Source organism: Streptomyces sp. NPDC055966, assembly GCF_042269865.1.
Taxonomy (GTDB): domain Bacteria; phylum Actinomycetota; class Actinomycetes; order Streptomycetales; family Streptomycetaceae; genus Streptomyces.
This window is the reverse complement of record NZ_JBHJYK010000003.1, coordinates 343,890-369,632: the sequence shown is the minus strand read 5'-3', so window position 1 is coordinate 369,632 and position 25,743 is coordinate 343,890. Positions and strand designations below refer to the sequence as shown.

Sequence of the window (25,743 nt, the reverse complement as noted above, 5' to 3'; positions counted from 1 at the left end):
CCGCTCCGCTCCCGCTCAGTCCTCCAGATCCACCCGCACCGTCAGCAGGTCCGTGCCGAAGGCCCGTACCGCCGCGCTGTTGAAGAAGGGGAGGGCGCGCAGGCGGGCGACGGGGTCGTCGTCGGGGAGGAGGCGGGCGGTGCCGTGGTGCCAGCGGCCGGCGAGGCGGACGCGGACCCTCGGGTCGGCCTGGATGTTGCGGACGTACTGCGACTTGTGGCCGAACTCGGAGACCAGCCAGAAGGACTCACCGACCCGGCGCCCGCCCACCGGGGTCCGCCGGGGCAGGCCGGAGGTGCGGCCGGTGGTCTCCAGGAGGGTCTGGAACGGCAGGCGCCGGTTGAGGGGGTTGGCGATGCGCCGCTGGAAGGCGGTCACCATGCGGTGCTTGCGGTCTGCGGGGGCTGGCATGCCGGTTGCTCTCCTGGTCTGACGGCACGGCGTCACGGCGGGGATGGTGTGTCGACTCGGTGCGGGGCGCGTGACACCCGGACTTCCCGCCGGGTGTCGCGTGTTAGCCTCCCCCGCGGTCGTGATCATTTCAACGGGGGAGCCTGATGGGCGCGTCTTCGGACGGTTACACCGTCAAGTCCGGGATGTCCGGACAGGCGAAGGACCTGGACGCCGCGGGCGACGACGCGGGCAAGATCGGCGAGGCGATCCAGCCCGGCATGTGCTACATGGACGACGCGCTCGGCGGTCCCGACGCCGCCGCGGCGTTCAACGCGTACGCCGCCGCCTGGGAGGCGGAAGTCAAGGCCCTGGAATCGGCGCTGCACGAACTGGCCGACAAAGTACGGCTGTCCAAGGGGGCGTACCACGGCAGCGACAGCCTCGTCGACACGAGTGTCCGCAGTGTGCGGGTCGGCGACAGCTCCTTCAGCACCATGCCCGCTCCCGTCGGCGACGGCTACCTCACCACCATGCCCGCCCACGCCACGCGCCCCTCGGCGCTGGCCGACTACTGAGGGGCGGGCGATGACGGAGTCCACGGGCGACCGCCGCACGCGGCTGGGCGAGCTGTGCAAGACCATCGCCTCCGCCGACAGCAAGAACGACCTGATCGACGCCATCAACGACGCGCTCGCCGTCTGTGCCCCGGTCGGCGACACGGCGACGCTGGAGTCCCTCGGCAAGCTGTACCAGAAGCAGGACCTCGACGACCTCTACAAGCGCATCGACAGGGTGGCCAAGAAGGGCCTGCCGGACGTCTGGGCCGGGAACACGAGTGTCCTCGCCTCGGACGCGGTGGCCGCTGCCGGGCGGGCCGCCGGGGCGGTGGGCCGGGCCTTCTACGGCGGCGGACTGGCGCTGCTCACGTTCGCCGACGCCCTCAAGGACGCCAAGAGCCAGGACGGCGACGGGCGGGGTTCGCTGCGCGAGGCGCTCGGGATGCTCGGCGGCAAGGACGACTGGTTCGACGACCTCTTCGAGTCCGACGACGAAGAGGCCGTCCGGCTGAACGCCCGGTCCCTCGCCTCCCTGGGCGCCGAGGACATGCACAAGGCCGCGATCGCCGCCGACGACGCCGCCCACGCCGCCGCCAGGAACCTGAACAAGTGGGCCTCCGAGGCACGCATGCGCAAGCTGGGCACGGGCAACCTGACCGCCGTCGACAAGCTGATGCTGGCCGAGACCAGCGCCGTCGACGGCGACCCTACGCTGAACGAGATCCTCACCGCGCACGACCTGGAGCGCGCCGGGCGGCGCATGGACCAGCTGAGCGCCGCCGACCGGGCCGCCGTGGACCAGATGCTGGCCGGGTCGCAGAGCCCGCAGGAGCGGGCCTATCTGATGAAGGCCCTGGCCGCCGGGCACAGCGTGGCGGAGATCGAGCAGTTCCAGGGCAAGATCCAGGGCCACGACCCGGAGTGGCTGCGCAGGCATCTCACGCCCGTCGTCACCCAGGTGGACAGCATGGACGACGAGGGCCTGGCTTCCGACGGCTCCAACAACAACAAGGACTACGTCACCTTCGACGGGCAGCGGTGGATCCAGGGCGGCGACGGCTCGGAGGGCACCTGCGTGGCCTCGTCCACCGTCACCGCCCGCGCCATGGTCGACCCCCTCTACGCCCTCGGACTCACCGGCGGCCCCAGCGGACAGGAGGACGACCCCGGGGCCTTCAGGCAGCGCCTGGTGGCCGAGCAGCACCGGCTGCACACGGAGGGCCACGGCGGTGACCACTGGGAGGGCATGGGCCCCGACGGGCAGGAGCACATCGACGACTCCACCATCGGCGCCGCCACCGGCGACGACTACCAGCGCCACGACCTGGCGGGCGCCGCCGACCGCAGGGCGGTGCTGAGCGATGTCGAGAAGGCGGTCGCGGACGGCCGCCCGGTCCCCGTCGACGTCAAGGGCAAGGACGGCGCCCACGCGATGACCGTCATCGCGCAGGAGGGCGACAAGCTGCAGATCTACAACCCCTGGGGCACGACGACCTGGGTCAGCGAGAACGACTTCATCAACGGACACATGAGCAAGGCAGCGGACAGTGGACTCAACGACGCGTACAGCGTGTACCTCCCGACGGCGAAGTAGGCGGAGCCTTCGCCGTCGGGGCAGGACGGCGGGCGGCGCCGTCGCGGCGGTCGCGCTGCTCACGCTCGTCGCGGGCTGCGGGTCGGGCACCGACGAGCCCGCCCCCGTCGCGCACCCCACCGGCGAATCCCGCATCACCGCGAAGGTCGGGGAGCGCTTCACCCTCACCGTCCACGAGAACGCCTCCACCCGTGAGCACTGGTACCTGTCCGACCCCCGGCCCGACACCGCGGTGGTCCGCGACCGAGGGCAGCACAGCGTGTCGGACTCCGGTGACAAGCACCTGGTGGGCGGCGGCGGCAGCCTCACGTTCACCTTCGAGGCGACCGGCAGGGGCAGCACCCGGATCGTGCTGACCCACTGCACGTTCGCCACCACCTGCGGCGACGGCGACGGCACGCCGGCTCCGGCATCGACCGGACCGTACCGGCAGACCGCGCCCGAGAGCGTCGTGTACACCGTCACCGTCCGCTGAGCCGGCCCCGTCGAGAGCGATTCCGAGACCACCATGAACCCCGACCGCACGGACGACGAACTGGCCCGGCTCGACATGGGCGTGCTGCTCCGCTACGGCCTGACCGCGCCGCCCGGCCCCCGGCGCACCGCCCTGTTCGGCGACGGCGTCGCGGGCGCGGCCGTGCTGCTCGACCGCCTCGGCACCCAGCCGCGTTCGGTGGCCTTCCTCGCCGACACCGTCCGCGCCGGCGGTCTCGCCTACGCCGCGGGGCTCCCCGAGCCGCTGCCGAGCCCGGAGGCGAGCGCCGTCGTCCGCGACTGGCTGGCCGTCGGCACCGAACTCGCGGCCGGTGTCACCGCCGACGACACCGCCGCCCGCTGGCTGCGCGCCGTCGCGACGCTCATCGAACTGCGGCAGCTGACGAGGACCGCACGCAGCCGACCGTCATGACCCGGCGAGCGACCCGAGGAACACCGGGTTCGTGAACGCGGCCAGTGCCCCCGGCACCGGTCCCGCCGCCGTCTCGTGCCGTACCTCGGCGCGCACGTAGGCCGCGTACGAGGGCGTCGTGCGCCACTCGACCGTGCCCGTGCCCGCCACCGGCAGCGGATCGCTGGTGAACAGCACGCCCTGGTCGGTGACGAACCGCACGGAGCAGCGCGGCGCGCCGGAGACCTCCAGCCGTACGGTCACCGGGGTGTCGGCGGCCACGTCCAGCCGCTCCCCGATGCCCGCCTGCTGCCCGCGCCCGCCCGACACCGTGAAGCCGAGGGTCACGTTCTTCGACTCGGCCACGTAGGAGTGGCCCGCGCGGATGCCCTCCTGGACGGCCTCCCGGGTCAGGTCGTCGGCGAGGACGACCGTCTGGGGCGAGCCGACGGCGTCCGGGTCGCGGTGGGCGTCGCTGTTGCCCATCGCCGGGAGCCAGGCCCGCCCCTGCCGTACGGAGGCGACCAGCTGGTTGTCCCAGTCGGCCAGGGTGATCTCGTCGTCCGGGGTGTACGGGCCGTTCCACACCTCCACGGCGTCCGCCTCGGCGAAGCCGAACTTCCAGCCGCAGCCGACGCAGGTGGCGTGCGGGTGGGCGGGGACGACCAGGCCGCCGGCGCGGCGGATGTCCCGGGCGAAGCGGGCCCAGCGGTTGTCCCGGGCGCGGTAGCGCCAGTCCACGAAGGTGCCGGGCTCGGTGCCGAGCGCGACCACGTGGCCGTTGCGGGTGGTGATCTCCTCGCCGAGCATGATCAGCAGGTCGTCGCCGGCCTGGTCCGCCCAGTGCGGGTGGGCGGAGTGGGTGTTGTGGTCCGAGGAGTTGATGAAGTCCAGGCCCGCCGCCCGTGCGAGGGCCGCGATCTCGGCCGGGGTGCGGCGGCCGTCGGAGTACCAGGAGTGCAGATGGCAGTCGCCCCGGTACCAGGCCCGGCCGCGCCCCTTCGCCCGGGACGGCGGATACACGGGCCTCGGGGTCTCGCCCGCCGCGCCGTACGTGAGCGTGATCGTCAGCTCGTAGGCGAGGCCCTGCGGCGCCACCGTGTAGGGGCCCAGCGCGACGTACCAGGTGCCCTCCCGCACCGGGCCGGGGACGTAGCCCGGGGTCGCGTCGTCGGCCCGGACGAAGAACTCCGTGCGCGCCCCGCCGGACCAGCCGCGAAAGCCCCGGCCGCCCAGCTCGGTGCCGCGCTCGTCGAAGAGGCCGATGTCGAGCGCGTTGCCCTGGGTGCCGGCCGGGACCGAGGGCCTGTCGTAGGTGTAGGAGACCGTGATCTCCCGTACACCGGCCGGGACTTCGACCGGGACGTACACGAAATCGGGGGAGCCGGGCGGCAGCGTTCCGCGTACCGTCCGCGTCTCGTGGTCCTGCCCGTCCGCCGCTGCGAAGCTCACGCTTCCCAACGTAAGGGCAGCCGCGGCGCCCGTCACGAACAGCGCGCGTCTGCCGATGCCATGGGCGTGATCGTGCGTGTCGTCACACATGGTGCTCACTGTCCCCTCTCGACGTGAACGTCCCCGGAAGAAAAGGGAATCCACAGGCATCCGTATCCCTGTGCGCGGCGGCATGGAAGACGGGACACGGGACGCCATGGGATGCCGACCAGTCGGTATGGACACTTCGCGCCATCCCCGGTACAGATGGGTCATGCGCATCGCCGTCACGATCTTCCTCACCGACGAGACCATCGCTCCGGTCCGGCTCGCCCGCGAGCTGGAGGACCGCGGCTACGCCGGGCTGTACCTGCCCGAACACACCCACATCCCCGTCGAGCGGACCACCCCGTACCCGGCCGGCGGCGACCTGCCGCGCGAGTACGGCCGCACCCTCGACCCCTTCGTCGCCCTCGGGCAGGCCGCCGCCGTGACCGAACGCCTCGGCCTCGGCACCGGCATCACCCTGGTCGCCCAGCACGACCCGATCGCCCTCGCCAAGCAGATCGCCACCCTGGACCACCTCTCCGGCGGCCGCTGCACGCTGGGCCTCGGCTTCGGCTGGAACGTCGAGGAGGCAGCCGACCACGGCGTCGACTGGCGCACCCGCCGGGAGCTGGTCCGGGACCGGACGCGGCTGATGCAGGCGCTGTGGGCGGAGGAACCGACGGCCTACGAGGGCGAGTTCGGCGCGGTCCGGGCCAGCGACGCCCACCCCAAGCCGGCGCAGAAGGCGCGCGGTCCGGTCACCGGCCCGCGCACGCTCGTCGGCGGGGCGGCCGGGCCGAAGCTGTTCGCGCACATCGCCGAGTACGCCGACGGCTGGCTCCCGATCGGCGGGCGCGGCCTCGCCGAGTCCCTGCCGGTGCTGCGCACGGCCTGGGAGGACGCGGGCCGCGACCCGGCCGCCCTCCAGGTCGTCCCGTACGCGGTCCTGCCGACCCCTGGCAAGCTCGCCCACTACGCCGAGTTGGGCATCGAGGAGGCCGTGCTCCAGCTGCCGCCGGCGGGGGAGAAGGAGGTGCTGGGGGTGCTGGACGCGTACGCGAGCTTTCTGTAGGCCGGGCGGAGCCGCAGGAGCTGATCACACCGAACGTATGGTTGAAGGATGACGACTTCCGCGACCTCCGGAACCGGCCCGACCGAGAACTCCATGCGTCGCGCCCTCAAACGCGCCCGGGACGGCGTCGCCCTCGACGTCGCCGAGGCGGCGGTGCTCCTCCAGGCGCGCGGCGAGGCCCTGACCGACCTCGCCGCGTCCGCCGCCCGGGTGCGCGACGCGGGTCTCGAACAGGCGGGCCGGCCCGGTGTCATCACGTATTCGAAGAGCGTCTTCATCCCCCTCACCCGGCTGTGCCGGGACAAGTGCCACTACTGCACCTTCGTCACCGTCCCCGGCAAGCTGCGCCGCGCCGGGCACGGGATGTTCATGTCCCCGGACGAGGTGCTGGACATCGCCCGCAAGGGCGCCGCCCTCGGCTGCAAGGAAGCCCTGATCACCCTCGGCGACAAGCCGGAGGACCGGTGGCCCGAGGCGCGCGAGTGGCTCGACGCGCACGGTTACGACGACACCATCGCCTACGTCCGCGCCGTCTCCATCCGCATCCTGGAGGAGACGGGCCTGCTGCCCCACCTCAACCCGGGCGTCATGACCTGGACGGACTTCCAGCGCCTCAAGCCGGTCGCCGCGTCGATGGGCATGATGCTGGAGACGACCGCGCGGCGGCTGTGGTCCGAGCCGGGCGGCCCCCACTACGGCTCCCCGGACAAGGAACCGGCCGTACGGCTGCGGGTGCTGGAGGACGCGGGCCGCTCGTCCGTGCCCTTCACCTCCGGTCTGCTGATCGGCATCGGCGAGACGTACGAGGAGCGCGCCGAGTCGCTCTTCGCGCTGCGCAAGGTCTCCCGGGCCTATCACGGCGTCCAGGAGCTGATCATCCAGAACTTCCGCGCCAAGCCGGACACGGCGATGCGCGGCATGCCGGACGCCGAACTGGACGACCTGGTCGCCACGGTGGCCGTCGCCCGGCTCATCATGGGCCCGAGCGCCTGCCTCCAGGCGCCGCCGAACCTGGTGGACAGCGAGTACGAGCGGCTGATCGGCGCCGGCATCGACGACTGGGGCGGGGTGTCGCCCCTGACCATCGACCACGTCAACCCCGAGCGCCCCTGGCCGCAGATCGAGGAGCTGGCCGAGAGGTCCGCGGCGGCGGGCTTCGAGCTGCGCGAACGCCTCTGCGTCTACCCGGAGTTCGTGCGCCGCGGCGAGCCCTGGCTGGATCCGCGCCTGCGCCCGCACGTGGCCGCGCTCGCCGACCCGGAGACGGGGCTCGCGCGCGAGGACGCGGTGGTCGAGGGCCACCCGTGGCAGGAGCCGGAGGAGGCGTTCGTCGCGTCGGGCCGCACGGACCTGCACGCGTCGATCGACACCGAGGGCCGCAGCGCCGACCGGCGCGACGACTTCGACGAGGTCTACGGCGACTGGGAGGCGCTGCGGGAGGCGGCCGCGCCGGGGATGGCGCCGGAGCGGATCGACACGGACGTACGCCAGGCGCTGCGCACCGCGGCCGACGATCCGACCGGGCTGACCGACGCCGAGGCGCTCGCCCTCCTGCACGCGGACGGCCCGGCGCTGGACGCGCTGTGCCAGGTGGCCGACGACGTCCGCAGGTCGGCGGTCGGGGACGACGTGACGTACATCGTCACCCGGAACATCAACTTCACCAACGTCTGCTACACCGGCTGCCGCTTCTGCGCCTTCGCCCAGCGCAGGACGGACGCGGACGCGTACACGCTGTCGCTCGATCAGGTGGCGGACCGCGCCCAGCAGGCCTGGGACGTCGGCGCGGTCGAGGTGTGCATGCAGGGCGGCATCCACCCCGACCTGCCGGGCACGGCGTACTTCGACATCGCGAAGGCGGTCAAGGAGCGGGTCCCCGGCATGCACGTGCACGCCTTCTCCCCGATGGAGGTCGTGAACGGCGCCACCCGCACCGGCATGAGCATCCGGGAGTGGCTGAGCGCGGCGAAGGAGGCGGGCCTGGACACGATCCCCGGGACCGCCGCCGAGATCCTGGACGACGAGGTCCGCTGGGTGCTGACCAAGGGCAAGCTGCCGGCGGCCACCTGGATCGAGGTGATCACCACGGCCCACGAGCTGGGCATCCGCTCGTCCTCGACGATGATGTACGGCCATGTCGACCAGCCCCGCCACTGGCTCGGCCATCTGCGCACGCTGGCCGGGATCCAGCAGCGGACGGGCGGTTTCACGGAGTTCGTCACGCTGCCCTTCATCCACACGAACGCGCCGGTGTACCTGGCGGGCATCTCCCGGCCCGGCCCGACGACGCGGGACAACCGGGCGGTGACCGCGATGGCCCGGCTCCTCCTCCACCCCTGGATCCCGAACATCCAGACAAGCTGGGTGAAACTGGGCGCGGAAGGTGCGGCGGAGATGCTGCGCTCGGGCGCGAACGACCTGGGCGGCACGCTGATGGAGGAGACGATCTCCCGGATGGCGGGCTCCTCGTACGGCTCGTACAAGTCGGTCCGCGACCTGGTGGCGGTGGCCGAGGCGGCCGGCCGGCCGGCGAGGCCGCGCACCACGCTCTACGGCGACGTCCCGGCGGAACGGCGGCGCGCGGCCGAGGCCTCCGACGGGCACCTGCCGGAACTGCTGCCCGTCCTGGACTGAGTACGATGATCCGACCCCGGACCGCGTAGGGACGGGGACCCGTAGCGGAGGAGATGCGTACCCGTGGCTGCCCGACTGCCCTCCTGGGCCTGGGTCACCGGTCTGACGGCTGGGGCGACCGCGGCCGTCGTCGCCCTCGCCGTACAGGCGAACCACGGGCCGCATCCCACGGCCGCCGTGGCGAAGCCGGTCCCGTCGGCCTCGGCGGGCGTGCACGCGTCCGCCACGCCGCACTCCTCCGCCCCGCCCGCCCTGCCGGGTTCGTCCGGCGAGGGGCGGCGGATCGTCTACTCCGTGGGTGCGAAGCGGGTGTGGCTGGTCGACGCGACCGGCCGGGCCACCCGCACCTTCCCGGTGTGGCCGGGCACGGTGAGCCCGCAGCCCGGCCGCTACTCGGTCACCCTGCGCATCCAGTCCCTCAAGGGCTCGGACGGCGTGGAGATCGAGCACGTCATGTACTTCACCAAGGCCGACGGCGTGAACGTCGCCTTCTCCAACGCCCTGGACGGCGCCTCGCCGCCGCCCGCGGACGGCAAGAAGCTGGGCGGCATCCGGATGGACAAGGGCGACGGAACCGCCCTGTGGTCCTTCGGCGACCAGGGCACGACGGTGACGGTCGTCAGCTAGCGTCCTCCTGTCGCCCGCCGGTCAGCAGATTGACGAGGAGGGCGACACCGGCGAGCGTGAAGACGCGGATGGCGGCGTCCTCGCCGTTCCACGTCTTCGACTGCCACATCGAGAACCACTCGCCGCCGATCGCGATGAACCCGGCGCCGAAGAGCAGCAGCAGCATCAGCAGGCCGTAGGTGGAGATGCGCCGGGCGAGGTCGTCTTTGCGCCACGCCCAGAACCAGGTGCCTCCGATCAGCACGAGCGCCGCCACGGTCTCCCACACGATGATGAGGACATAGGCCGTGTCCTGAAGACCGGTACTGGTGACGGCCCGCCACATCAGATCGTGGTCCTTGAACGTTGTGTCCATCGCCAGCACATGCCGCACGAACTGCTGGTTCGTACCGAAGTCGGTGATGTTCCCGAGGGCGACGAGGGCGATGTAGAGGGCGAGTATGCCGGTGAGGACACCGGCGGCAAGCCTGACGCTGGAGTTGCGCGTGGGGGTGGTGGTCATGGCTGAATTCTCCCCTGTTCCGGGTCCGGTCAGCACGTGCCCATTGCGCCACAATGAAGCGGCGGGCCTCGGGGGAAGGGCGGGCGTACGGATGGTGCGGGCACGGCCGTCGATGCAGGAGTTGATCGGACGGCGCAGACGGGCCGGCTTCGTCGGCCGGAGCGACGAACGGGCCGCGTTCCGGGAGAACTTGGACCTCCCGCCGGAGGACGAACGCTCTTCGAGGCCACGACCAACGCGCAACAGACGCAGAGCCTCGCTCCGCCGCGCGCCTTCGTGGGCCGTGTTCGTGGCCATCGAGCGGCATCCGCAACGGGCGGCCCGGTTGCGGGAATTGGAAGCCGTCGTGGATGTGGGGGGAGCAGGATCCGGTGCCCGCCATCGCGGAGATCCGGGCGATCCGCGAGGCAGCAGAGGCGGAGGCCGGACTGTGACGGACCGGGCTTGGGACTACAACCCGAGCGCGCAGTACGTCGCGGGACGCGGTGTCATCAGCTTTCTCGCCGTACCTCGTCACGAGTGCGCCTACGTCTGCAACGTCACGTGGTACGGCTGACTTCACCCTGACGTCCCCCCTCAGCGCCCCGCCGCCTCCCCCGTCACCACCGGTCGCACCTTCGTGAGCAGCAGGTCCAGGAACTGGTCCGGGTGGCGGAAGGACGCGAAGTGGGCGGCGTCCCGGATGAGGGTGAAGTCCTTGGCCGGGGCGGTGACCGCGTCGTGGAAGCGGCGGGCCGGTTCCGGTGGGGTGAGGACGTCGTGGTCGCCCTGGAAGAGGAAGAAGGGGAGGCGGAAGGCGGTGCCCTCGGCGTACTCGTCGATCGTCGTCGACTGGGGGGCGAGCCGTTCCGAGAAGGTCATGCCCTTCAGGTAGGCGCGCAGGTCGCGCAGGGTGTGGAAGGGGGAGAACCAGAGCGAGCGGATCACGACCGTCTTCATCGTGTCGTAGGTCAGCGGGTCGGTCGTGACCACGGTCTTGGCGAAGTCCGACCACTGCTCGGGGCTCCAGGCGGTGCGGTCCGGGCCCATCGCCGTGATCCGCGCGTGCTCCTTCTTCTTGCCGGCCTTCGCCAGCCGGGCCAGCAGCGCCTCGTAGGAGGAGGTGTCGTGGCCGCCTCCGATGATGTTCTGGTCGGTGCCGACGTAGGCCGAGTAGAGCTCGGGGTGGTCGCGGGCGAGGCGCAGGCCGGTGACCGTGCCGAAGCTGTTGGCGACCAGCAGGACCTTGTCGACGCCGAGGCGGGCGCGGAGGTGGTGGGTCACCTCCAGGGCGTCGGCGTACACGCGGTCGAGGGTCATCTCACCCTGCCCCTCGGGGCCGCCCGCCGCGAAGGTCAGACCGGCGCCGCGCATGTCCCAGCGGACGATCGTGAAGTGCCGCTCCCAGGCGCGGGTGCGCGGGGCGAAGACGAGGTTGGAGGCGCCCGGGCCGCCGTGCACCTCCAGGATCACCGGGTTCGCCAGGTCCTCGCCCCGGATCGAGATCCACTGGTCGATGCCGCCGATGCGGACGTACGACGCCTCGTCGATGCCGTTCGGCGTCCGGATCTCCAGCTTCTTGGCGTTCGCGCGGCGCTTGAGGGCGCGGTAGGTCAGCAGCATGGTGTTCCCCCTAAACTGTTTATGCCGTCATCCGTTTGGATGTGCTTACGGTATATACAGTTGTCGGCGGCGTCAATGGGTCGGCACGTGGCGGGGCGAAGCGCTCGCGACTGGGCGGGAATGAACCTTCGGGGTCGGTTTGCCCCACTGAACGGACCGTTCCAGGTCGATTACAGTGCTGAGCGTCGTACGGACGGACGGTGCCGTGAGGAGGTCTCAGTGGGTACGACGTCCGGCGCCGTCTGGGGACGCGCCGAGCAGCAGGACTTCCGGAGCAGGGTGCGCGGCACACTGCTCGGGGCCGCCGTGGGCGACGCGCTGGGCGGGCCCGCCGATCCGCTGTCCCTGGAGGAGATCCGGGCCGCCTACGGTCCCGAGGGGCTGCTCGACCTCGCCTTCGGGCAGGGCCGGCGCGGCACGGTCACGCACCACACCCAGCTCACCCTCTTCACGGTCGACGGGCTGATACGCGCCCAGGTGCGCCGGGACACCGGCGCCTGGCATCCGCCGACCGACCTGCACCGGGCGTATCTGCGCTGGGCGGCGACCCAGCGGGACTGGGGGCCCGACGAGCGCCGCAAGGACGACGGCTGGCTGGCCCGCGAGGAGTGGCTGTACGCCCGCCGCGAGCCGAGCCGGGGCCTGCTCACCGGGTTCGGCGACGAGGCCATGGGGACGCTGGAGAAGCCCAAGAATCCCGGCGAGTCGGGGCCGGAGGCGGTCGCCCGCTCGGCGCCGTTCGGGCTGCTGGTCGGCTGGGAGCCGCAGCTCGTCGCCCAGCTCGCCGTGGAGTGCGCGACGCAGAGCCACGGACATCCGATCGCCTACCTGTCGGCGGGCGCGTACGCCGTGATCGTGCACGCGCTGGCCCGCGGCGAGAGCCTCGACGGGGCCGTCCAGCGCGCCCTCGGCCTGCTCTCCGCGCGCCCCGGCCACCAGCCCGTCGCCGATGCCCTCCAGCATGCGCTGGGCGCGGTGCGCCAGGGCATCCCGAGCCCGACGCGGGTGGAGGAGCTGGCCGGGGACGGGACGGCGGACGGGCTGCTGGCCGCGTCCGTGTACTGCGCGCTGGTGGGGGAGGACGTACGGCACGGGCTGTGCCTGGCGGTGAACCAGAGCGGCCCGTCGGCCGCCGCGGGCGCCCTCACCGGCGGCCTCCTGGGCGCCCTGCACGGCGAGACGGCGCTGCCGCCGGGCTGGCTGGCGGAGCTGGAGGGCCGCCCCACGATCCTGGAGCTCGCCGACGACTTCGCGATGGAGATGACCCAGGGCCCCGCGCTGCACGGGCCTGCGGGCTCCTCGCCCGGGTGGCTGGCGCGCTACCCGCGGTAGGACGCGGCGCGCTTCCGGATCCGGGGTGCGGGGTTCTGAGCCGGGGGCTCGGGGGCCGGGAGTGGGGGCTCGGGGTCGTGGGTGCCGGTCGGGGGCCGGATGCCGTACGGGCCCGGGGACCGTCGCCGGGTGGCCGGCGCGCTCCCCGCGGGGCGGCGCGCCAGCGATGGGCGGTCTGCTACGGCGCCGGTACGGGCGCGGACACCGCCGCGTCCCCGTCCGTGTTGACCCGTTCGATGATCGCCAGCCGCTCCGGGGTGTCCTCCGGCTTCAGGTAGCCGATGAGGACGTAGAGGACGAGCGAGACGGCCAGCGGGACGGACACCTGGTACTGGAGCGGGACCCCGCCCGAGATCTCCCAGTTGAGGGGGTAGTTGACCAGCCAGAAGGCCAGCAGGCCGGCCGCCCAGCTGACGAGGGCCGCCGTGGGGCCGGAGCGGCGCAGCGGCCGGAGCAGGCCCAGCATCATCGGGATCGCGATCGGACCCATCAGCCCGGCCACCCACTTGATGACGACGGTGATGATGTCCTTGAACGTGGGGGAGTTGACCTGGGTCGCCACCGCCATCGACAGGCCGAGGAAGACCACCGTCGTCACCCGGGCCGCGACCAGTCCCGAGCGCTCGCTCCAGGACCGGGCCTGCCGTGAGAGCACCGGCGCGACGTCCCGGGTGAAGACGGCGGCGATCGCGTTGGCGTCGGAGGAGCACATCGCCATCGTGTGGGAGAAGAAGCCGACGACGACCAGGCCCAGCAGGCCGTGCGGAAGCAGCTGTTCGGTCATCAGGCCGTAGGAGTCGGAGCCGTCCGGCTTCTGCGCGTGCACCAGGAGCGGGGACATCCACATGGGGAAGAACAGGACGACCGGCCAGACCAGCCACAGGACCGCCGACAGCCGGGCCCCGCGCTCGGCCTCGCGCGGGCTGCCCGTCGCCATGTAGCGCTGGGCCTGGTTGAGCATGCCGCCGTTGTACTCGAAGAGCTTGATGAAGAGGAACGCCAGCAGGAAGACGGCGCCGTAGGGGCCGACGAGCGGCTTGCCGTGGCCGTGCAGGGCGGGCTGGTTCCACGCGTCGAAGAAGCCGATGTGCTTGTCGTGCAGCTTCAGTACGACCGCCACGAACATCGAGGCACCGGCCAGCAACTGGATGACGAACTGGCCGAGTTCGGTCAGCGCGTCCGCCCACAGGCCGCCGATCGTGCAGTACACGGCCGTGATCGCGCCGGTGATGAGGATGCCCTGGTTCAGCGTGATGCCCGTGAACACCGACAACAGGGTGGAGATGGCGGCCCACTTGGCGGCCACGTCCACGATCTTCAGCAGCATGCCGGACCAGACGAGCGCCTGCTGCGTGGAGAGGTTGTAGCGGTTCTTCAGGTACTCCAGCGGGGAGGCCACATGGAGCCGCGAGCGCAGCCGGTTGATGCGGGGCGCGAACAGCTTCGACCCGATGGCGATGCCCAGCGCGATGGGGAAGGACCAGGTGACGAACGAGGTGACGCCGTAGGTGTAGGCGATCCCCGCGTACCCGGTGAACATGACCGCGCTGTAGCCCGACATGTGGTGGGAGATGCCGGACAGCCACCAGGGCATCTTGCCGCCGGCCGTGAAGAAGTCGGAGACGTTGTCCACGCGCTTGTGCGACCAGACGCCGATCGCGACCATCACGCCGAAGTAGCCGATGAGCACGGCCCAGTCGAGACTGTTCATGGGCTCGATCGTGGGTGCGGTCACGTGAACACGACAAGCAAGCGTAAGGTCAAGTCACCGTAAAATCGTTCGATTTGATGACCTACGTTCACGTCCTTGAACTCACCGCATCACCTCACCCGCGTTGACCAGCAGCGACTGCCCGGTGATGGCCCGCGCCCGGTCGGAGGCGAGGAAGGCGACGGCGTCGGCCACGTCCCCGTCGGTCGCCAGCTCGGGCAGCGCCATCCGCCCCGTGAGCCGTCCCAGCACCTCGGACTCCGGCACCCCCTCCGTCAGCGCGGTGAACTGGACGTAGGCCTGCACCGGCGGGCCCCACATCCAGCCCGGCAGCACGGTGTTGACCCGGATCCGGTCCGGGCCCAGCTCGTGCGCCAGGGAGTACATCGCGCTCGTCAGCGCCCCCTTCGACGCCGCGTACGCCGCCTGCTTCACCTGCGAGGGCGCGGCGACGGCCGACTGCGTCCCGATGAAGACGACCGAGCCGCCCCCGCCCTCCCGCAGCGCGGGCAGACAGGCCCGGGTCATCCGCAGCGTGCCCAGCAGGTTCACGTCGATGACCGACTGCCAGGTCGCGAAGTCCGCGTCCTCCACCCCGCCGAAGTACGAGTCCCAGGCCGCCACGTGCACCACCGCGTCGATCCCGCCGAACCGCTCCCGCGCGAGTGCCGCCAGCGCCGCGCACTGCCCCTCGTCCGTGATGTCGGTGGCCCGGTACGCCGTGCGCCCGCCCGCCGGATCGATCTCCGCCGCGCTCTTGGCGAGGTTCGCCCCGGTGCGCGCCCCGAGCACCGCGTTCCCGCCGTCCCGTACGACGGCCGCGGCCACCTGGTGGCCGAGTCCTGCGCCGACCCCCGAGACGACGACGGTCTTTCCGGCGAGCAGGGACATCCGTACCTCCCGGGCTATGGCGCTTTATCTGACGGACCGTCAGGCTATGGGCGAGCGCGGAAAGACGGAAGGGCACGGACGCGCACGGGAGGGGAACCGCATGAGCGAGGAGACGGACACCCGCAGCGAGGCGTACGGGGAACTGGCCGCCCTGGGCCCCTACGGCGTGCGCCCCGGCCACGCCCTGATCACCATGGTCGAGCCGCACCCCGGGCACGAGTACGCCTACAACCGCTGGTACGAGGACGACCACTACTACGCCGGCGCCATGGCCATGCCCTGGATGTACGCGGGCCGGCGCTGGGTGGCGACCCGGGACCTGCAACTGCTCCGCTACCCGGAGAAGTCGGCCGTCGCCCAGCCCGTCACCGCCGGCTGCTACCTCTCCACGTACTGGATCACCGCCGGCCGCTACGACGACCACATGAGGTGGACCGTCGCCATCAACAAGCGCCTGAACCGCGACGCCCGCGTCCACCACGCCCGCACCCACGTCTTCACGGCCTTCCAGGACCACGAGACCACGGTCTACCGCGACGGCGCCGCCGGCCCCCGCGACTTCCACGCCCTCGACCACCCGTACGCCGGCCTGGTCCTGGAGGTGATCGACGCGCACGGGCCCGAGCAGCGCCCGCAGCTCCTCGAACGGCTCCGCACCCGCGACCTCCCCCGTCGCCTGGCCGGCTCCCCGGCCGCCATGGTCACGGTCTTCCGGCCCACCCCGCTGCCCGGCGACCGCATGACCTACGTCAAACAGGTCGAGGGCACGGGCACCCGCCTGACCCTGCTGTGGTTCCTGGAGCAGGACCCGCGCGAGTGCTGGCAGGACCACTTCACGGGCCTGGACGAGCAGGTGAGCGAGTCGGGGCTGGGCAGGGTGGAGCTGGTGGCGCCGTTCATTCCCACGATCCCGGGCACGGACCGATATGTCACCGAGCTGCGCGGCTGACGGTTTCGGACGGGCGGGTGGGAAAGCTACTTCAACTCGTCCGGACAGGGAGTGCCGCGAGGCAACTGGTACGGCGCCGCCAGCCGATACGTTCCGGCCCGCGGAGCGATCAGCATCGTCCACTTGTCGCCGTTCACGTCCTGCTGCGTCTCCGTCAGACACCCGTTGAGGTTGTCGTACGACTTCGGCGTGCCGTCCGCCCGGTGCTTGGAGGCCTCCGTCTCCTGCGGCGGCTTCACGCTCTTGCCGTGCGCGTCGACGATGCTCAGCCACGGCGAGTACGGGATGCGGATCAGGATCCGCCCGGCCTTGCGCACCCGCAGCGTCATCTCGCCCTGGTCGGCCCGGTCCACCACCGCGTTCGGCTCGGCGAGCGGCGCCGGATCGGTCACCTGGAACAGCTGCCAGTTGGCATCGCCCCAGATCTGCTTCAGATACGGCATCCCGCGCTGCAGCAGCGCCCGCTCGCGCACGCCGCCGTCCCCGTCCGGGTTGTCCTTCGGCAGCACCACGAAGTGCACGGCCCACCGCTGGAGCCACTCGTGGTAGTTCGCCGAGTTGAGCGTGTCGTCGTAGAAGAGCGGGTTGCGCTCCATGTCGGCCTGCCGGTTCCAGCCGCGCGCCAGGTTGACGTACGGCGCGAGCGCGGACGCCTCCCGGTGCGAGCGCGCCGGGACCACCTCGACCCGGCCCTTCTCGGCGCCGACCTTCTGGAGCTGGTTCACCAGCGGCGCCAGCTCGCGCGCCCACGACGCGGCCGGGGTGGTGTGGATGATGTCGTCGACCGACTTGTAGCCGACCCAGCCGACGAAGCCCAGGAACGCCAGCACGGTCAGGTACCACTGGCGCGACCTCGGCACCGTGAACGGCAGCGCCGCGACCAGCGTCGCACCCGCGAACAGCATCGGCAGCCGCGAGATGTTCGACCCGATCTGCGAGCTGATCAGCCACACCAGCACCACGCTGAGGCTGTAGACGGCGGCCGTCAGCCGGACGGTCACCCACTCCTTCGGCACCAGGAACAGGCACAGCAGGCCGTACAGCAGCGGCATGACCACCGAGCCGAACGTCATCGGCTGGGTGCCGGAGAACGGGAAGAGGAAGTAGGAGGCGGCGACCACCGCGGCCGGGGCGAGCCCCAGCGTCCAGGTGCCGGGCCGCCGCTTCTGCAGGAACAGCGCGACCGCGACGAAGCCCACGAACAGCCCCGAGACCGGCGAGGCCATGGTCGACAGCCCGGCCAGCGTCGCGGCCACCGCCGCCTTCGACCGGCGTCTGTGCCGCCACCGGTGCGGCCAGCAGAACACCGCCGCGACCGCGCCGAGCCCGAACATCGTGCCGAGCCCGAAGGTCACCCGGCCCGACACCGCGTTGGCCAGCAGCGCGAACACCCCGGCGAGCGAGACCCACAGCGGGTTGCGCACCGCCCGGCTGCGGATCAGGACCAGGGTCAGCAGGCCCGCCGAGGCCGTCCCGGCGATCATCATCGTCGTACGGACGCCGAGGACGGCCATCAGATACGGCGAGACGACGCTGTACGACACCGGGTGCATGCCGCCGTACCAGGCGAGGTTGTACGCCGAGTCCGGGTGCCGGCCGACGAACTCCGCCCAGGCGTCCTGCGCCGCGAGATCGCCACCGCTGTTCGCGAACGTGAAGAACCAGATGATGTGCAGGACACCCGCGAGCGCGGTGATCGACAGCACGGGATGCCGGAGCATCCGCTGCCGCAGGGGCTCGGCGGCGACGAGGAGCCGCGCGAGCCTGCCGGGCCGTACGCCGTCGGTTCGACCGTCCGTGTCGGCCGTGGACAGGCCCGTGTCAGCCGTGGACGGGCGTATTCGCGGGCCGGACCCCGGGGGGTTTCCCGGGCCCGGATCGGCGTCGTCGGCGCGTGTCGGCTCCGCTGTGGCCACCTGAAGGCACTCCCCGTGTCCCGTCTTTTGTTCTCGGCCGGGCCCCTCGGAGGCCCGCCGTGGGTTCCGAGGTGTTCGCGGCCGCTTCTCGTTCTGTTGGCCGTCCCGTCCCGTGACCGACGACCTGCCCCGATTCGTGACGCTAGCACGCACCCCGCCGCGGGGCTCCCGGGGTGGGGCTCCGACGACGGGGTGCGGGGTGGTGCGGGGGTGCTGCGTCTGCCTGGCGGGTCAGCTCACGCGGGTGAGCTTCGCGCCGAAGCCGGGCTCGGCGAGATCCGTCCGGAGGGCCACCGGAACCTTCACCGCTCCGGCCGAACCGTCACCCACGGTCAGCGTGCCCACCGTGGTGCCGGCCTTCGCGGTGTGCGGAACGGAGTCGGAGGCGAAGGACAGCTTCACCTTCAGCCCGGACCAGCCGACCGCCGTGACGTCCTTGGTCACCACGATCGGGGTCTGCCCGCCGAGCTGGTCGTCCACGTAGCCGACCACGTCACCCTTCTGCAGGATCTTCGCGCCGGTCAGCGCCTGCTGGGCGCCGAGCAGCGCGGTCTTGCTGACGTCGTTGACCGTGTCGAGGATCGACGGCTTGTGCTGGCCGAGGATCGCGCCGACGATCGTGACCGTCTGTCCGTCGACCGTCTTGCGGGAGGCGAAGAGCAGATTGCCGCCGGCCGCGGTGGTGCTGCCCGTCTTGATGCCGATCGCGCCGATCTTGTACGGCAGCGCGTTCCAGTTGGGCCAGTTGTGACCGGTGGGGTCCGTCCAGCTGGCCGCGCTGGTGATGGCCACCAGGGCGGGGATCTTCACGACCGCGCGGCCGATCTTCACCTGGTCCTCGGCCGTGGAGACCGTGGTCTCCTTCAGACCCGAGGGATCGGTGTACGTCGTGTTCGTCATCCCCAGCTCCTTGGCGGTCGCGTTCATCTTCTTGACGAACGCAGCCTCCGAGCCCGCGTCCCAGCGGGCCAGCAGCCGGGCGATGTTGTTCGCGGAGGGGATCATGACGGCCGACAGGGCCTGCTTCTCGGTGAGGTAGTCACCGGCCTTGATCGTGTTGAGGGTGGACTCGCCGCTCTTGTCGTAGCCGCCCTCCTTCTCGGCCGTCGAGTCGACCTTTATCCTCGGGCCCTCCTCGCCGGGCTTCAGCGGGTGGTCGCGGAGGATGATGTACGAGGTCATGGTCTTGGCGACCGAGCCGATGGCCACGGGCGTCTGCTTGCCGAAGCGGCCCATCGTGCCGATGCCGTCGCCGTCCATCCAGCCCTGGCCCTCGCTCGGCCAGGGCAGGCTCACCGCGCCGCCGTCGAAGGTGTAGCTGTCCTTCGCGGTCAGCACGAGAGTGGGGGACGGCAGCGGGCGCAGCGCCTGTACGACGACGAAGACGATCGCCAGCAGCACGACGAGCGGGGTCCAGATCTTGACCCGGCGCACGAGCGTGCGGACCGGGGTCTCCGGGGGCGGCGGCGTGTTCGTCAGCTCCGCCAGCAGGTCCAGCGGGGGCTTGGGCGGCAGGGGCTGCTGCGTGGTCCGCTCCGGGCCGACCTGCGGGACCGGAGTGGTGACGTCGGCCTTGGCCTCCGGCTTCGGCTCCTTCAGATCCGGCTTGAGCGCGACGAACTTGCTGGTGCGCTCGGGGTCGGACGCGGGGTCCTTCGGAGCCTCGGGGGCCTTGGCGGACTTGGCGGCGCCGCCCAGCTTGAGCATGGTCGTCGGCTGATCGACCTGCGGCTTCCGTACGGTCTTGAAGACGGCGGTCGGCTGGTCGACGGCCTTCGCCTCCGGCGCGTCGGCGGGATCGTCCGCCGCCTCGGCCTCGCCGTCCTTGTCGTCGGCGTCCTCGGCCTCGTCGGCGGCGTCCGCGGCTTCCGGTTCGTCACCGTCCTCAGCGGCCTCAGCGGCCTCAGCGGCCTCAGCGGCCTCAGCGGCCTCATCGGCCTCAGGCTTCTCGGCCTTCGCGTCCGGCTCAGGCTTCTCGGCCGCCTCGGCATCGGCCTCGGCGTCCTCGTCCTCCGCCTCGTCCTCCGCGTCGGCCTCGTCGTCGGCCGTCACGGCGTTCCCGGCCTTCGGCTCCGCCTCGGTGTCCGCCTTCCCGGCGTCCTCGGCCCCGTCCTCGTCGGCGCTCTCGTTCGCATCTGCAAGCGCTTCCGCGTCGGTACCGGCGGCCGTGTCGCCCTCGGTCTCCGTCTTCGCGTCCTTCGGCTCCCCGTCGGCCCCCCGCACCCAGGCGGACACCGCGTCGCGCAGGGCGGCGTCCGCCTCGGAGGCGGTCGTCGTCCCGGTCTCGGCGGGTTCCCCGGAGCCGGCCGTGTCGGTCGTGCCGGCCGTGTCGGCCGCGTCGTCATCGGACTCGGTGTCCCGCACCGTCAGGATCTTCGTCGCCGTGTCCACGCCGCCGCCCGAGGAATCCTTTTCCCGGGAGACCGCGAGGCGCGGATCGGGGGCCTCGGGAACCGAACCCCCGCTCCCCGGCGTCGGTTCCGCCGACGACTCGCGCTGCTTCGACCTGTCGGGGGACTCGCCCGCCACCGATGCCTCCTCCGTGCGGCGCACGGCTCTGTCCGCGCGCCCTGTCCGAACCATGTACCAGTGTCCTGTGTGGGGGCTTGGCCCCTGGGCTAGACGAGAACGACATACCTACCGGTTCCCTCACGAACCGGTCACGCACCCTCGACAGACCAATGTGAGAGGGGTCACCCTGTCATTCATCCACGCGGGGAGGCATGGATGGGCAGGAGCCGCAGAACAATTCCGGAGGAGCTTCTGCTGCTGGCATTGGACCCGACCACGGGTACCACTGCGCAGCCGCAGTCGCTCGACCTCGGTCTGGCCGGAGCACAGCTAGTGGAGCTGGCGCTGGCCGGACGGATAGCCCCAGACGGGGATCGTATCGCCGTGGTGGCCCCACGGCCGACTGGAGATCCAACACTGGACTCCGCGTTGGAGTTGCTGCGCAGGCGCGGCGCTCCCGTGCGTGCCGTCCACTGGATCGGCGGGCCCCGGCTGGGGCTCCGTCAGACGTATCTCTCGCATCTGGAGCGGTGCGGCATGGTCGCCGCCGTGCCGGGTCAGATGTGCGGGGTGCTGCCGACGACGCGCTACCAGGCGACGGACACCGCCATCAGCCGGGAGATCAGGGCCCGGCTGGACTCCGCGATCCGCACCGGCGTACCGCCGGACCCGCGGACCGCGGCGCTCGCCGCCCTGGCGCACGCCGTCGGGCTCGGAAAGCACCTGTATCCGGGGAACGAGGGCCGCTCGTCCCGCTCCCGGCTGCGGGACCTGATCCGGCACGATCCGATGGGCGGGCTCGTCGCGCACGCCGTGATGGACGTCCAGAGCGGTGCGGCCGCACAGCCGCGCCGCGCTCCCGCCGCCGCCGGGCGGCAGGGCGCGGCCGGCGCCAGGACCGCGCCGGAACCCGCACGCGGGGTTCCGATGCAGCCGCACCGCGGGTCCATGGCGCGCGTCGTGGCCCACTAGGCCGCAACCCCGGTCCCCCCGGACCCGGTTCGGGAGCCGCTGGTCGGAGCGGGACGGTGCGACCCTCGATTCGAGAGGGGTCGCACCGTCCCGCTCGACTGCGTGTGTGGCGGGTGGTGGCGAACTGACGTGCACGCGCCGCATATCCCTCGTTTCCCAGCGGTAGAAAGCACCTTGGTGGCAGTCTGCTCAACAGCAGATACGGAAAGTGTTAAGCAACAGGCAGGCAGCCGGAGGTGCACGTCCCGTGGCGTCCAATGTCAATCCCACCGTCAGGCGGCGCCGGCTCGGCCAGGAGCTGCGCAGGCTCCGTGAGCTCAAGGGCATGACGGCCGAGGAGGTTGCGGAGCGGCTGCTCGTTTCGCAGTCGAAGATCAGCCGGCTGGAGAACGGCCGCAGAAGCATCAGCCAGCGCGACGTGCGTGACCTGTGCGGGGTGTACGAGGTCGAGGACCAGCGGATCGTCGACTCGCTGATGGAGATGGCCCGCGACTCGCGCCAGCAGGGCTGGTGGCACACGTTCGGAGACATCCCGTACAGCGTGTACATCGGACTGGAGACCGACGCCGAGTCGCTGCGGGTGTACGAACCCCAGCTGGTGACCGGTCTGTTGCAGACCCACGCCTATGCCGAGGCCCTCGTCCAGGGTGCCCTGCCGGAGACGTCGCCGGCCGACATCGAGAAGCGGGTGCAGGTGCGCCTGCGCCGACAGGAACGTATCACCGCCGAGGGCAACCCGCTCCGGCTGTGGGTGGTGCTCGACGAGGCGGCGCTGCGCCGGGTCGTCGGCAGCAGGCTGGTGATGCGCGAACAGCTCGACCACCTCATCGAGATGTCGCAGCTGCCGCATGTCACCGTGCAGGTCCTGCCGTTCGAGGTGGGCGCGCATCCGGGGCTCAACGGCCAGTACGCGATCCTGGAGTTCACCGACGCGGCCGACTCCAGCGTGGTCTACCTGGAGGGTGTCACCAGCGACCTGTACCTGGAGAAGGCACAGGACGTCCAGAAGTACGCCGTGATGTACGAGCACTTGCGGGCACAGTCCCTCAATGTGGAGCAATCCCGGCAGTTCATCGCGAAGGTGGCCAAGGAGTACGCGGACTGAGCCGCTGTCACGAAAGGCGCCGGATCGTACACCGCCGGTCCACTCCATTGGAAGGCCCGTCTGGAATATGCCATCCGGTCGAGTGAACGACTACTCCAGCGGGGCCAGTTGCCCGGTAGCGTCGATCACGCCAATCAGCCAAGAAGGTTGGCGTGAACCGCACCATCGCAACTCGCACAACAGGAGTGGACATGGCACTGATTCAGGGCGCTTCGGAGACGTGGATGAAGTCCTCCTACTCGGCGGGCAACGGCGCCTGCGTGGAGGTCAGGTCGGCCACCGCCGCCGAGCTGTCCGTCCGTGACTCCAAGGACGTCGCGGGCCCGGTCCTGGCCTTCCCCGCCGACGCCTGGAACGCCTTCGTGGCCACGGTCAAGGCCTAGGGGGCTCTCCCTGACTCCTGGCGTCACTGGCGAGGATCGCAACGGCGTCGCTGACGAGGATCGCAACGCAGAGCCCACAGACGACACAACTGCACAGCACCACCTCCCACAGAGCCCTCTCGACCGGTCGCCGTCCTTGCCGAGAGGGCTCGGTGCTGTCCAGCGACTCCTATCGGGTCACTGGAAAGGCCACGTCGCACACCGGGTCCTCCGGCCCGGCCGTGTCCCAGTCGGCGAAGTAGACCTCCCGGCACGGCCCAGCCATCTCCAGCCCCTGGCCCGCCATCCACTGCTCCACCGCCTCGAAGGCGGCCAGGATCTGCGGATGCGCGACCTGCGCCTTGGTGATCCGCACGAAGGCCAGCCGCGCGGCCGGCTCCACCCGCACCCGCGCCCGCCGGGCCCGACCGGCGCGCTCGGCCCACGCCCGCGCCGCCGCCTCGTCGGCCACCGGCACGCAGGACTCGGCCGGCCCGTCGCTCTCCATCGACACCTCGGCGTGGTAGACGACGAACGGCGCCCCGGTCACGCCGCCGCACTCCCGCGCGGCGCCCACCAGCCGCTCCAGCGACCCGCCGATCCACGTCGGCAGCTCGTCCGCGAGGGTGTGCCGCGACTCGGTGATCACCACCTGCGCCGGTACGTCGACGGTCTCGACCACGAACTTCCCGTACATCTCGGAGCTCCTCCCCGACAGTCGTCCACGGAGGTACTCGGCGAGGGTCCGCTGCCCGGCCACCCGGGTCTCCACGTCCGCCCACCAGCCGGTCAGCCGCTCGGCGGCCTGGGCGCCGGTCTCCGCCCCGACCACGTCGGCGATCCGGGCGAGCGGCATGTCCAGCTGCCGCAGCAGGGCCACCAGCCGGGCGCGTTCGACCTGGTCGGCGCGGTAGCGGCGGTAGCCGCTGACCTCGTCGACATGCGCCGGGGTCAGCAGGCCGAGCCGGTCGTACAGCCGCAGGGCCTTGGCCGACAGCCGGGCCCGTGCGGCGAACGCGCCGATCGTGAGCAGTTCGTCGTCCACGAGAGCATCCTCCGTCACCGGGCGCGGTCCGCCCGGTGACAGGGACGCTCGGCCTTGCCCCAGGGGCAAGGTCAACCGGTCAGCCCAGCTGGGCCTCGATGGCCGTCACGACCTCGGCGGACTCCGGCTCGGTCTGCGGCGAGAAGCGCGCCGCGACCTGCCCGTCCCGGCCGATCAGGAACTTCTCGAAGTTCCAGCGGATGTCCCCGCTGTGCCCCTCGGCGTCCGCGAAGTCGACCAGCCGCTCGTACAGCGGGTGCCGGCCCTCGCCGTTCACCTCCACCTTCTCGGTGAGCGGGAAGGTCACGCCGTACGTCGCCGAGCAGAACTCCGCGATCTCCTCGGCGCTGCCGGGCTCCTGCCCGAGGAACTGGTTGCAGGGCACACCGAGGACGGTGAAGCCCTGTGCGCCGTACCGCTCCTGGAGCTTCTCCAGGCCCGTGTACTGAGGCGTCAGGCCGCACTTGGAGGCCACGTTCACGATGAGCACGGCCTGGCCGGCGTACCGGTCCAGCCCGGCGGGGCCACCGGCGAGCGCGCCGATCTCGACATTCAGGGGGCTGTGGTCAGCAGTCGTCATGCCCGAAGGCTAGCCCTGCCCCCCGGAGGTCTTCGTCGGGGCCCGTGCCCGCGGCCTCCACCAGGACGTCGCCCGCCGGCGTCCGCCCGTACAGGACCGACCGGCCCGTCCGCCACCGCTCCGCCAGGCCGGCCTCCCGGAGGACCTTGAGATGGCGGCCCACCGAGCCCAGGCCCTGGCCGGTCAGCGCGGTCAGCTGGGTGGTGGTCAGGGGGGAGCCGAGGAGGACCAGGACGGCGGCCCGGGCCGGGCCGAGCAGCGCGCCGAGGCCCGCCGGGACGGTCCGTGCGCCGGTGTCGGCGAGGACACCGGCGCACGGGTAGACGGCCGCGTACCGCACCCCGTCGTCCCAGGCCACCCACCCCGCCCGCTGCACGGTCACCGGCACGAAGAGCAGCTCGGCGCCGGAGATCTCGCGTGGCGGGTACTCGTGCAGATTGATCTGGAGCCGGTTCTCACCCAGCCAGCGCGTCCGCCCGGGCCGCAGGGCGTCCAGGACGCTCACCCAGCCGCCCCGGCTCACCTGCGCCGTCCGCGCGACCACATCCGCCTCCAGCACCCGCCGGCGCCGCTCCCAGGACGGCCGTACGGTCTCCTCCCACACCCACTCCAGCAGCGCCGCCGCCCGCTCGGGCAGATCGTCCCGCTCCAGCCCGGCCGGGAGCGGACCGGCGAGGGCGGTGCGCAGATGCGCGCGGGCCACGGCGGGCGGCGTCGAGCGGACCCGGGCGACCTCCTCCGCGAAGGCCTCCCCGCCGCGCGGGGCCGGCGTCAGGAAGTCGGCGATCCACTCCCTCCCGAGCCCGGCCCGCACCAGCGGCTCCGCCACCGGGTCCGCCGCCAACAGCGCCCGGTAGCCCGGCAGATGACGGCCCAGCCACGTCCGCTCGCCGGGATGCGCCACGTCACCGACGTGCAGCAGCCGCAGCGACGCGAAGGTCTCGGCGAGCTGTGAGATCACGAACCGGCTCCCGGCCAGCGTGTCCGCGTTGAGCTGCCACCACCCCACACCAGCCACCCCCT

24 protein-coding genes are annotated in these 25,743 nt (G+C 71.7%); 13 read left to right on the top strand and 11 right to left on the bottom strand.

All coding sequences use genetic code 11. The annotated features are described in order from the left end of the window. Positions 1 to 15: 15 nt before the first annotated feature. Positions 16 to 411, bottom strand: a complete 396-nt coding sequence (locus ACFC8N_RS08595) for a nitroreductase/quinone reductase family protein (protein ID WP_376287526.1) — start codon at positions 409 to 411, stop codon at positions 16 to 18. Positions 412 to 557: 146 nt separating this feature from the next. Here ACFC8N_RS08595 and ACFC8N_RS08590 point away from each other — a divergent pair, with 146 nt between their 5' ends. The 4 genes from ACFC8N_RS08590 to ACFC8N_RS08575 are packed head-to-tail and all read left to right on the top strand — an operon-like array spanning position 558 to position 3,451. Then, positions 558 to 968: a hypothetical protein gene (locus tag ACFC8N_RS08590; RefSeq protein ID WP_356020017.1), complete on the top strand. Its 411-nt coding sequence runs from the start codon at positions 558 to 560 to the stop codon at positions 966 to 968. 10 nt (positions 969 to 978) lie between these two features. After that, entirely contained in the window at positions 979 to 2,544 is a 1,566-nt protein-coding gene (locus ACFC8N_RS08585) for a peptidoglycan-binding protein (RefSeq protein WP_356020014.1), read from the top strand. Continuing rightward, complete coding sequence (locus tag ACFC8N_RS08580) at positions 2,498 to 3,019, top strand: protease inhibitor I42 family protein (RefSeq protein WP_376287523.1); 522 nt, start codon at positions 2,498 to 2,500, stop codon at positions 3,017 to 3,019. Before ACFC8N_RS08585 ends, ACFC8N_RS08580 begins: the two co-directional genes overlap by 47 nt. 33 nt (positions 3,020 to 3,052) lie before the next feature. Beyond that, on the top strand, positions 3,053 to 3,451 hold the full coding sequence (locus ACFC8N_RS08575) for a hypothetical protein (RefSeq protein WP_376287521.1): 399 nt from the start codon (positions 3,053 to 3,055) through the stop codon (positions 3,449 to 3,451). Here the strand turns inward: ACFC8N_RS08575 and ACFC8N_RS08570 are convergent. Then, on the bottom strand, positions 3,446 to 4,972 hold the full coding sequence (locus ACFC8N_RS08570; protein WP_376287519.1) for a CehA/McbA family metallohydrolase: 1,527 nt from the start codon (positions 4,970 to 4,972) through the stop codon (positions 3,446 to 3,448). The genes ACFC8N_RS08575 and ACFC8N_RS08570 overlap by 6 nt on opposite strands. A gap of 163 nt (positions 4,973 to 5,135) precedes the next feature. Between ACFC8N_RS08570 and ACFC8N_RS08565 the strand changes: the two genes are divergently transcribed. The 3 genes from ACFC8N_RS08565 to ACFC8N_RS08555 all read left to right on the top strand — a co-directional run bounded on the left by ACFC8N_RS08565 (position 5,136) and on the right by ACFC8N_RS08555 (position 9,242). Continuing rightward, on the top strand, positions 5,136 to 5,981 hold the full coding sequence (locus ACFC8N_RS08565) for a TIGR03619 family F420-dependent LLM class oxidoreductase (RefSeq protein ID WP_376287514.1): 846 nt from the start codon (positions 5,136 to 5,138) through the stop codon (positions 5,979 to 5,981). 48 nt (positions 5,982 to 6,029) lie between these two features. After that, positions 6,030 to 8,615: a bifunctional FO biosynthesis protein CofGH gene (locus ACFC8N_RS08560; RefSeq protein WP_376287512.1), complete on the top strand. Its 2,586-nt coding sequence runs from the start codon at positions 6,030 to 6,032 to the stop codon at positions 8,613 to 8,615. A 63-nt stretch (positions 8,616 to 8,678) separates the two neighbouring features. Beyond that, positions 8,679 to 9,242 (top strand): hypothetical protein, encoded by a 564-nt coding sequence (locus ACFC8N_RS08555; protein ID WP_356020001.1) that lies wholly within the window; start codon positions 8,679 to 8,681, stop codon positions 9,240 to 9,242. Here ACFC8N_RS08555 and ACFC8N_RS08550 read toward each other — a convergent pair. Beyond that, positions 9,235 to 9,744: a DUF2165 domain-containing protein gene (locus tag ACFC8N_RS08550; protein ID WP_356019999.1), complete on the bottom strand. Its 510-nt coding sequence runs from the start codon at positions 9,742 to 9,744 to the stop codon at positions 9,235 to 9,237. The genes ACFC8N_RS08555 and ACFC8N_RS08550 overlap by 8 nt on opposite strands. Before the next feature lie 430 nt (positions 9,745 to 10,174). Here ACFC8N_RS08550 and ACFC8N_RS08545 point away from each other — a divergent pair, with 430 nt between their 5' ends. Then, positions 10,175 to 10,300 carry a hypothetical protein gene (locus ACFC8N_RS08545; protein ID WP_356019997.1) on the top strand — a complete coding sequence of 42 codons (126 nt, stop codon included), beginning with the start codon at positions 10,175 to 10,177 and terminating at the stop codon, positions 10,298 to 10,300. 20 nt (positions 10,301 to 10,320) lie between these two features. On the opposite strand, the gene ACFC8N_RS08540 is transcribed toward ACFC8N_RS08545, so the two are convergent. After that, positions 10,321 to 11,346: an alpha/beta hydrolase gene (locus ACFC8N_RS08540; protein ID WP_356019994.1), complete on the bottom strand. Its 1,026-nt coding sequence runs from the start codon at positions 11,344 to 11,346 to the stop codon at positions 10,321 to 10,323. 219 nt (positions 11,347 to 11,565) lie between these two features. Here ACFC8N_RS08540 and ACFC8N_RS08535 point away from each other — a divergent pair, with 219 nt between their 5' ends. Beyond that, the gene (locus ACFC8N_RS08535; RefSeq protein WP_356019992.1) at positions 11,566 to 12,678 is read left to right on the top strand and encodes an ADP-ribosylglycohydrolase family protein; all 1,113 of its coding nucleotides are present in this window, start codon (positions 11,566 to 11,568) and stop codon (positions 12,676 to 12,678) included. A 178-nt stretch (positions 12,679 to 12,856) separates the two neighbouring features. Here ACFC8N_RS08535 and ACFC8N_RS08530 read toward each other — a convergent pair whose 3' ends face one another. Together ACFC8N_RS08530 and ACFC8N_RS08525 are read right to left on the bottom strand one after the other, a co-directional pair. Beyond that, positions 12,857 to 14,389: a sodium:solute symporter family protein gene (locus ACFC8N_RS08530; protein WP_356019990.1), complete on the bottom strand. Its 1,533-nt coding sequence runs from the start codon at positions 14,387 to 14,389 to the stop codon at positions 12,857 to 12,859. A 102-nt stretch (positions 14,390 to 14,491) separates the two neighbouring features. Continuing rightward, on the bottom strand, positions 14,492 to 15,280 hold the full coding sequence (locus ACFC8N_RS08525) for an SDR family oxidoreductase (RefSeq protein ID WP_362816667.1): 789 nt from the start codon (positions 15,278 to 15,280) through the stop codon (positions 14,492 to 14,494). 100 nt (positions 15,281 to 15,380) lie between these two features. Here ACFC8N_RS08525 and ACFC8N_RS08520 point away from each other — a divergent pair, with 100 nt between their 5' ends. Beyond that, the gene (locus ACFC8N_RS08520) at positions 15,381 to 16,229 is read left to right on the top strand and encodes a hypothetical protein (protein WP_356019986.1); all 849 of its coding nucleotides are present in this window, start codon (positions 15,381 to 15,383) and stop codon (positions 16,227 to 16,229) included. Positions 16,230 to 16,255: 26 nt separating this feature from the next. On the opposite strand, the gene ACFC8N_RS08515 is transcribed toward ACFC8N_RS08520, so the two are convergent. Then, the gene (locus tag ACFC8N_RS08515) at positions 16,256 to 18,145 is read right to left on the bottom strand and encodes an MFS transporter (RefSeq protein ID WP_356019983.1); all 1,890 of its coding nucleotides are present in this window, start codon (positions 18,143 to 18,145) and stop codon (positions 16,256 to 16,258) included. Between the two features lie 231 nt (positions 18,146 to 18,376). Next, positions 18,377 to 20,698, bottom strand: coding sequence for a D-alanyl-D-alanine carboxypeptidase (locus ACFC8N_RS08510; RefSeq protein WP_376287507.1), 2,322 nt, complete (start codon positions 20,696 to 20,698; stop codon positions 18,377 to 18,379). Positions 20,699 to 20,872: 174 nt separating this feature from the next. Between ACFC8N_RS08510 and ACFC8N_RS08505 the strand changes: the two genes are divergently transcribed. The 3 genes from ACFC8N_RS08505 to ACFC8N_RS08495 all read left to right on the top strand — a co-directional run bounded on the left by ACFC8N_RS08505 (position 20,873) and on the right by ACFC8N_RS08495 (position 23,116). After that, positions 20,873 to 21,628 (top strand): GPP34 family phosphoprotein, encoded by a 756-nt coding sequence (locus ACFC8N_RS08505; RefSeq protein ID WP_356019979.1) that lies wholly within the window; start codon positions 20,873 to 20,875, stop codon positions 21,626 to 21,628. A gap of 247 nt (positions 21,629 to 21,875) precedes the next feature. Then, positions 21,876 to 22,733 carry a helix-turn-helix transcriptional regulator gene (locus ACFC8N_RS08500; protein ID WP_071377081.1) on the top strand — a complete coding sequence of 286 codons (858 nt, stop codon included), beginning with the start codon at positions 21,876 to 21,878 and terminating at the stop codon, positions 22,731 to 22,733. 191 nt (positions 22,734 to 22,924) lie between these two features. Continuing rightward, entirely contained in the window at positions 22,925 to 23,116 is a 192-nt protein-coding gene (locus ACFC8N_RS08495) for a DUF397 domain-containing protein (protein ID WP_071379290.1), read from the top strand. A 169-nt stretch (positions 23,117 to 23,285) separates the two neighbouring features. On the opposite strand, the gene ACFC8N_RS08490 is transcribed toward ACFC8N_RS08495, so the two are convergent. From ACFC8N_RS08490 to ACFC8N_RS08480, 3 genes are all read right to left on the bottom strand, one after another. Beyond that, a complete protein-coding gene (locus tag ACFC8N_RS08490; protein WP_376287505.1) occupies positions 23,286 to 24,158 on the bottom strand; it encodes a MerR family transcriptional regulator in 873 nt (290 codons plus the stop codon). Between the two features lie 61 nt (positions 24,159 to 24,219). Next, positions 24,220 to 24,720, bottom strand: coding sequence for a glutathione peroxidase (locus tag ACFC8N_RS08485; protein WP_356019975.1), 501 nt, complete (start codon positions 24,718 to 24,720; stop codon positions 24,220 to 24,222). Beyond that, positions 24,707 to 25,729: an ArsR family transcriptional regulator gene (locus tag ACFC8N_RS08480; RefSeq protein ID WP_356019973.1), complete on the bottom strand. Its 1,023-nt coding sequence runs from the start codon at positions 25,727 to 25,729 to the stop codon at positions 24,707 to 24,709. Before ACFC8N_RS08480 ends, ACFC8N_RS08485 begins: the two co-directional genes overlap by 14 nt. Positions 25,730 to 25,743 lie beyond the last annotated feature (14 nt).

Coding starts and splice junctions, on each gene's coding strand:
- ACFC8N_RS08595 (WP_376287526.1), bottom strand. CDS start 411: ATGCCAGCCCCCGCAGACCGCAAGCACCGCATGGTGACCGCCTTCCAG.
- ACFC8N_RS08590 (WP_356020017.1), top strand. CDS start 558: ATGGGCGCGTCTTCGGACGGTTACACCGTCAAGTCCGGGATGTCCGGA.
- ACFC8N_RS08585 (WP_356020014.1), top strand. CDS start 979: ATGACGGAGTCCACGGGCGACCGCCGCACGCGGCTGGGCGAGCTGTGC.
- ACFC8N_RS08575 (WP_376287521.1), top strand. CDS start 3,053: ATGAACCCCGACCGCACGGACGACGAACTGGCCCGGCTCGACATGGGC.
- ACFC8N_RS08570 (WP_376287519.1), bottom strand. CDS start 4,972: ATGTGTGACGACACGCACGATCACGCCCATGGCATCGGCAGACGCGCG.
- ACFC8N_RS08565 (WP_376287514.1), top strand. CDS start 5,136: ATGCGCATCGCCGTCACGATCTTCCTCACCGACGAGACCATCGCTCCG.
- ACFC8N_RS08560 (WP_376287512.1), top strand. CDS start 6,030: ATGACGACTTCCGCGACCTCCGGAACCGGCCCGACCGAGAACTCCATG.
- ACFC8N_RS08550 (WP_356019999.1), bottom strand. CDS start 9,744: ATGACCACCACCCCCACGCGCAACTCCAGCGTCAGGCTTGCCGCCGGT.
- ACFC8N_RS08540 (WP_356019994.1), bottom strand. CDS start 11,346: ATGCTGCTGACCTACCGCGCCCTCAAGCGCCGCGCGAACGCCAAGAAG.
- ACFC8N_RS08530 (WP_356019990.1), bottom strand. CDS start 14,389: ATGAACAGTCTCGACTGGGCCGTGCTCATCGGCTACTTCGGCGTGATG.
- ACFC8N_RS08525 (WP_362816667.1), bottom strand. CDS start 15,280: ATGTCCCTGCTCGCCGGAAAGACCGTCGTCGTCTCGGGGGTCGGCGCA.
- ACFC8N_RS08520 (WP_356019986.1), top strand. CDS start 15,381: ATGAGCGAGGAGACGGACACCCGCAGCGAGGCGTACGGGGAACTGGCC.
- ACFC8N_RS08505 (WP_356019979.1), top strand. CDS start 20,873: ATGGGCAGGAGCCGCAGAACAATTCCGGAGGAGCTTCTGCTGCTGGCA.
- ACFC8N_RS08495 (WP_071379290.1), top strand. CDS start 22,925: ATGGCACTGATTCAGGGCGCTTCGGAGACGTGGATGAAGTCCTCCTAC.
- ACFC8N_RS08485 (WP_356019975.1), bottom strand. CDS start 24,720: ATGACGACTGCTGACCACAGCCCCCTGAATGTCGAGATCGGCGCGCTC.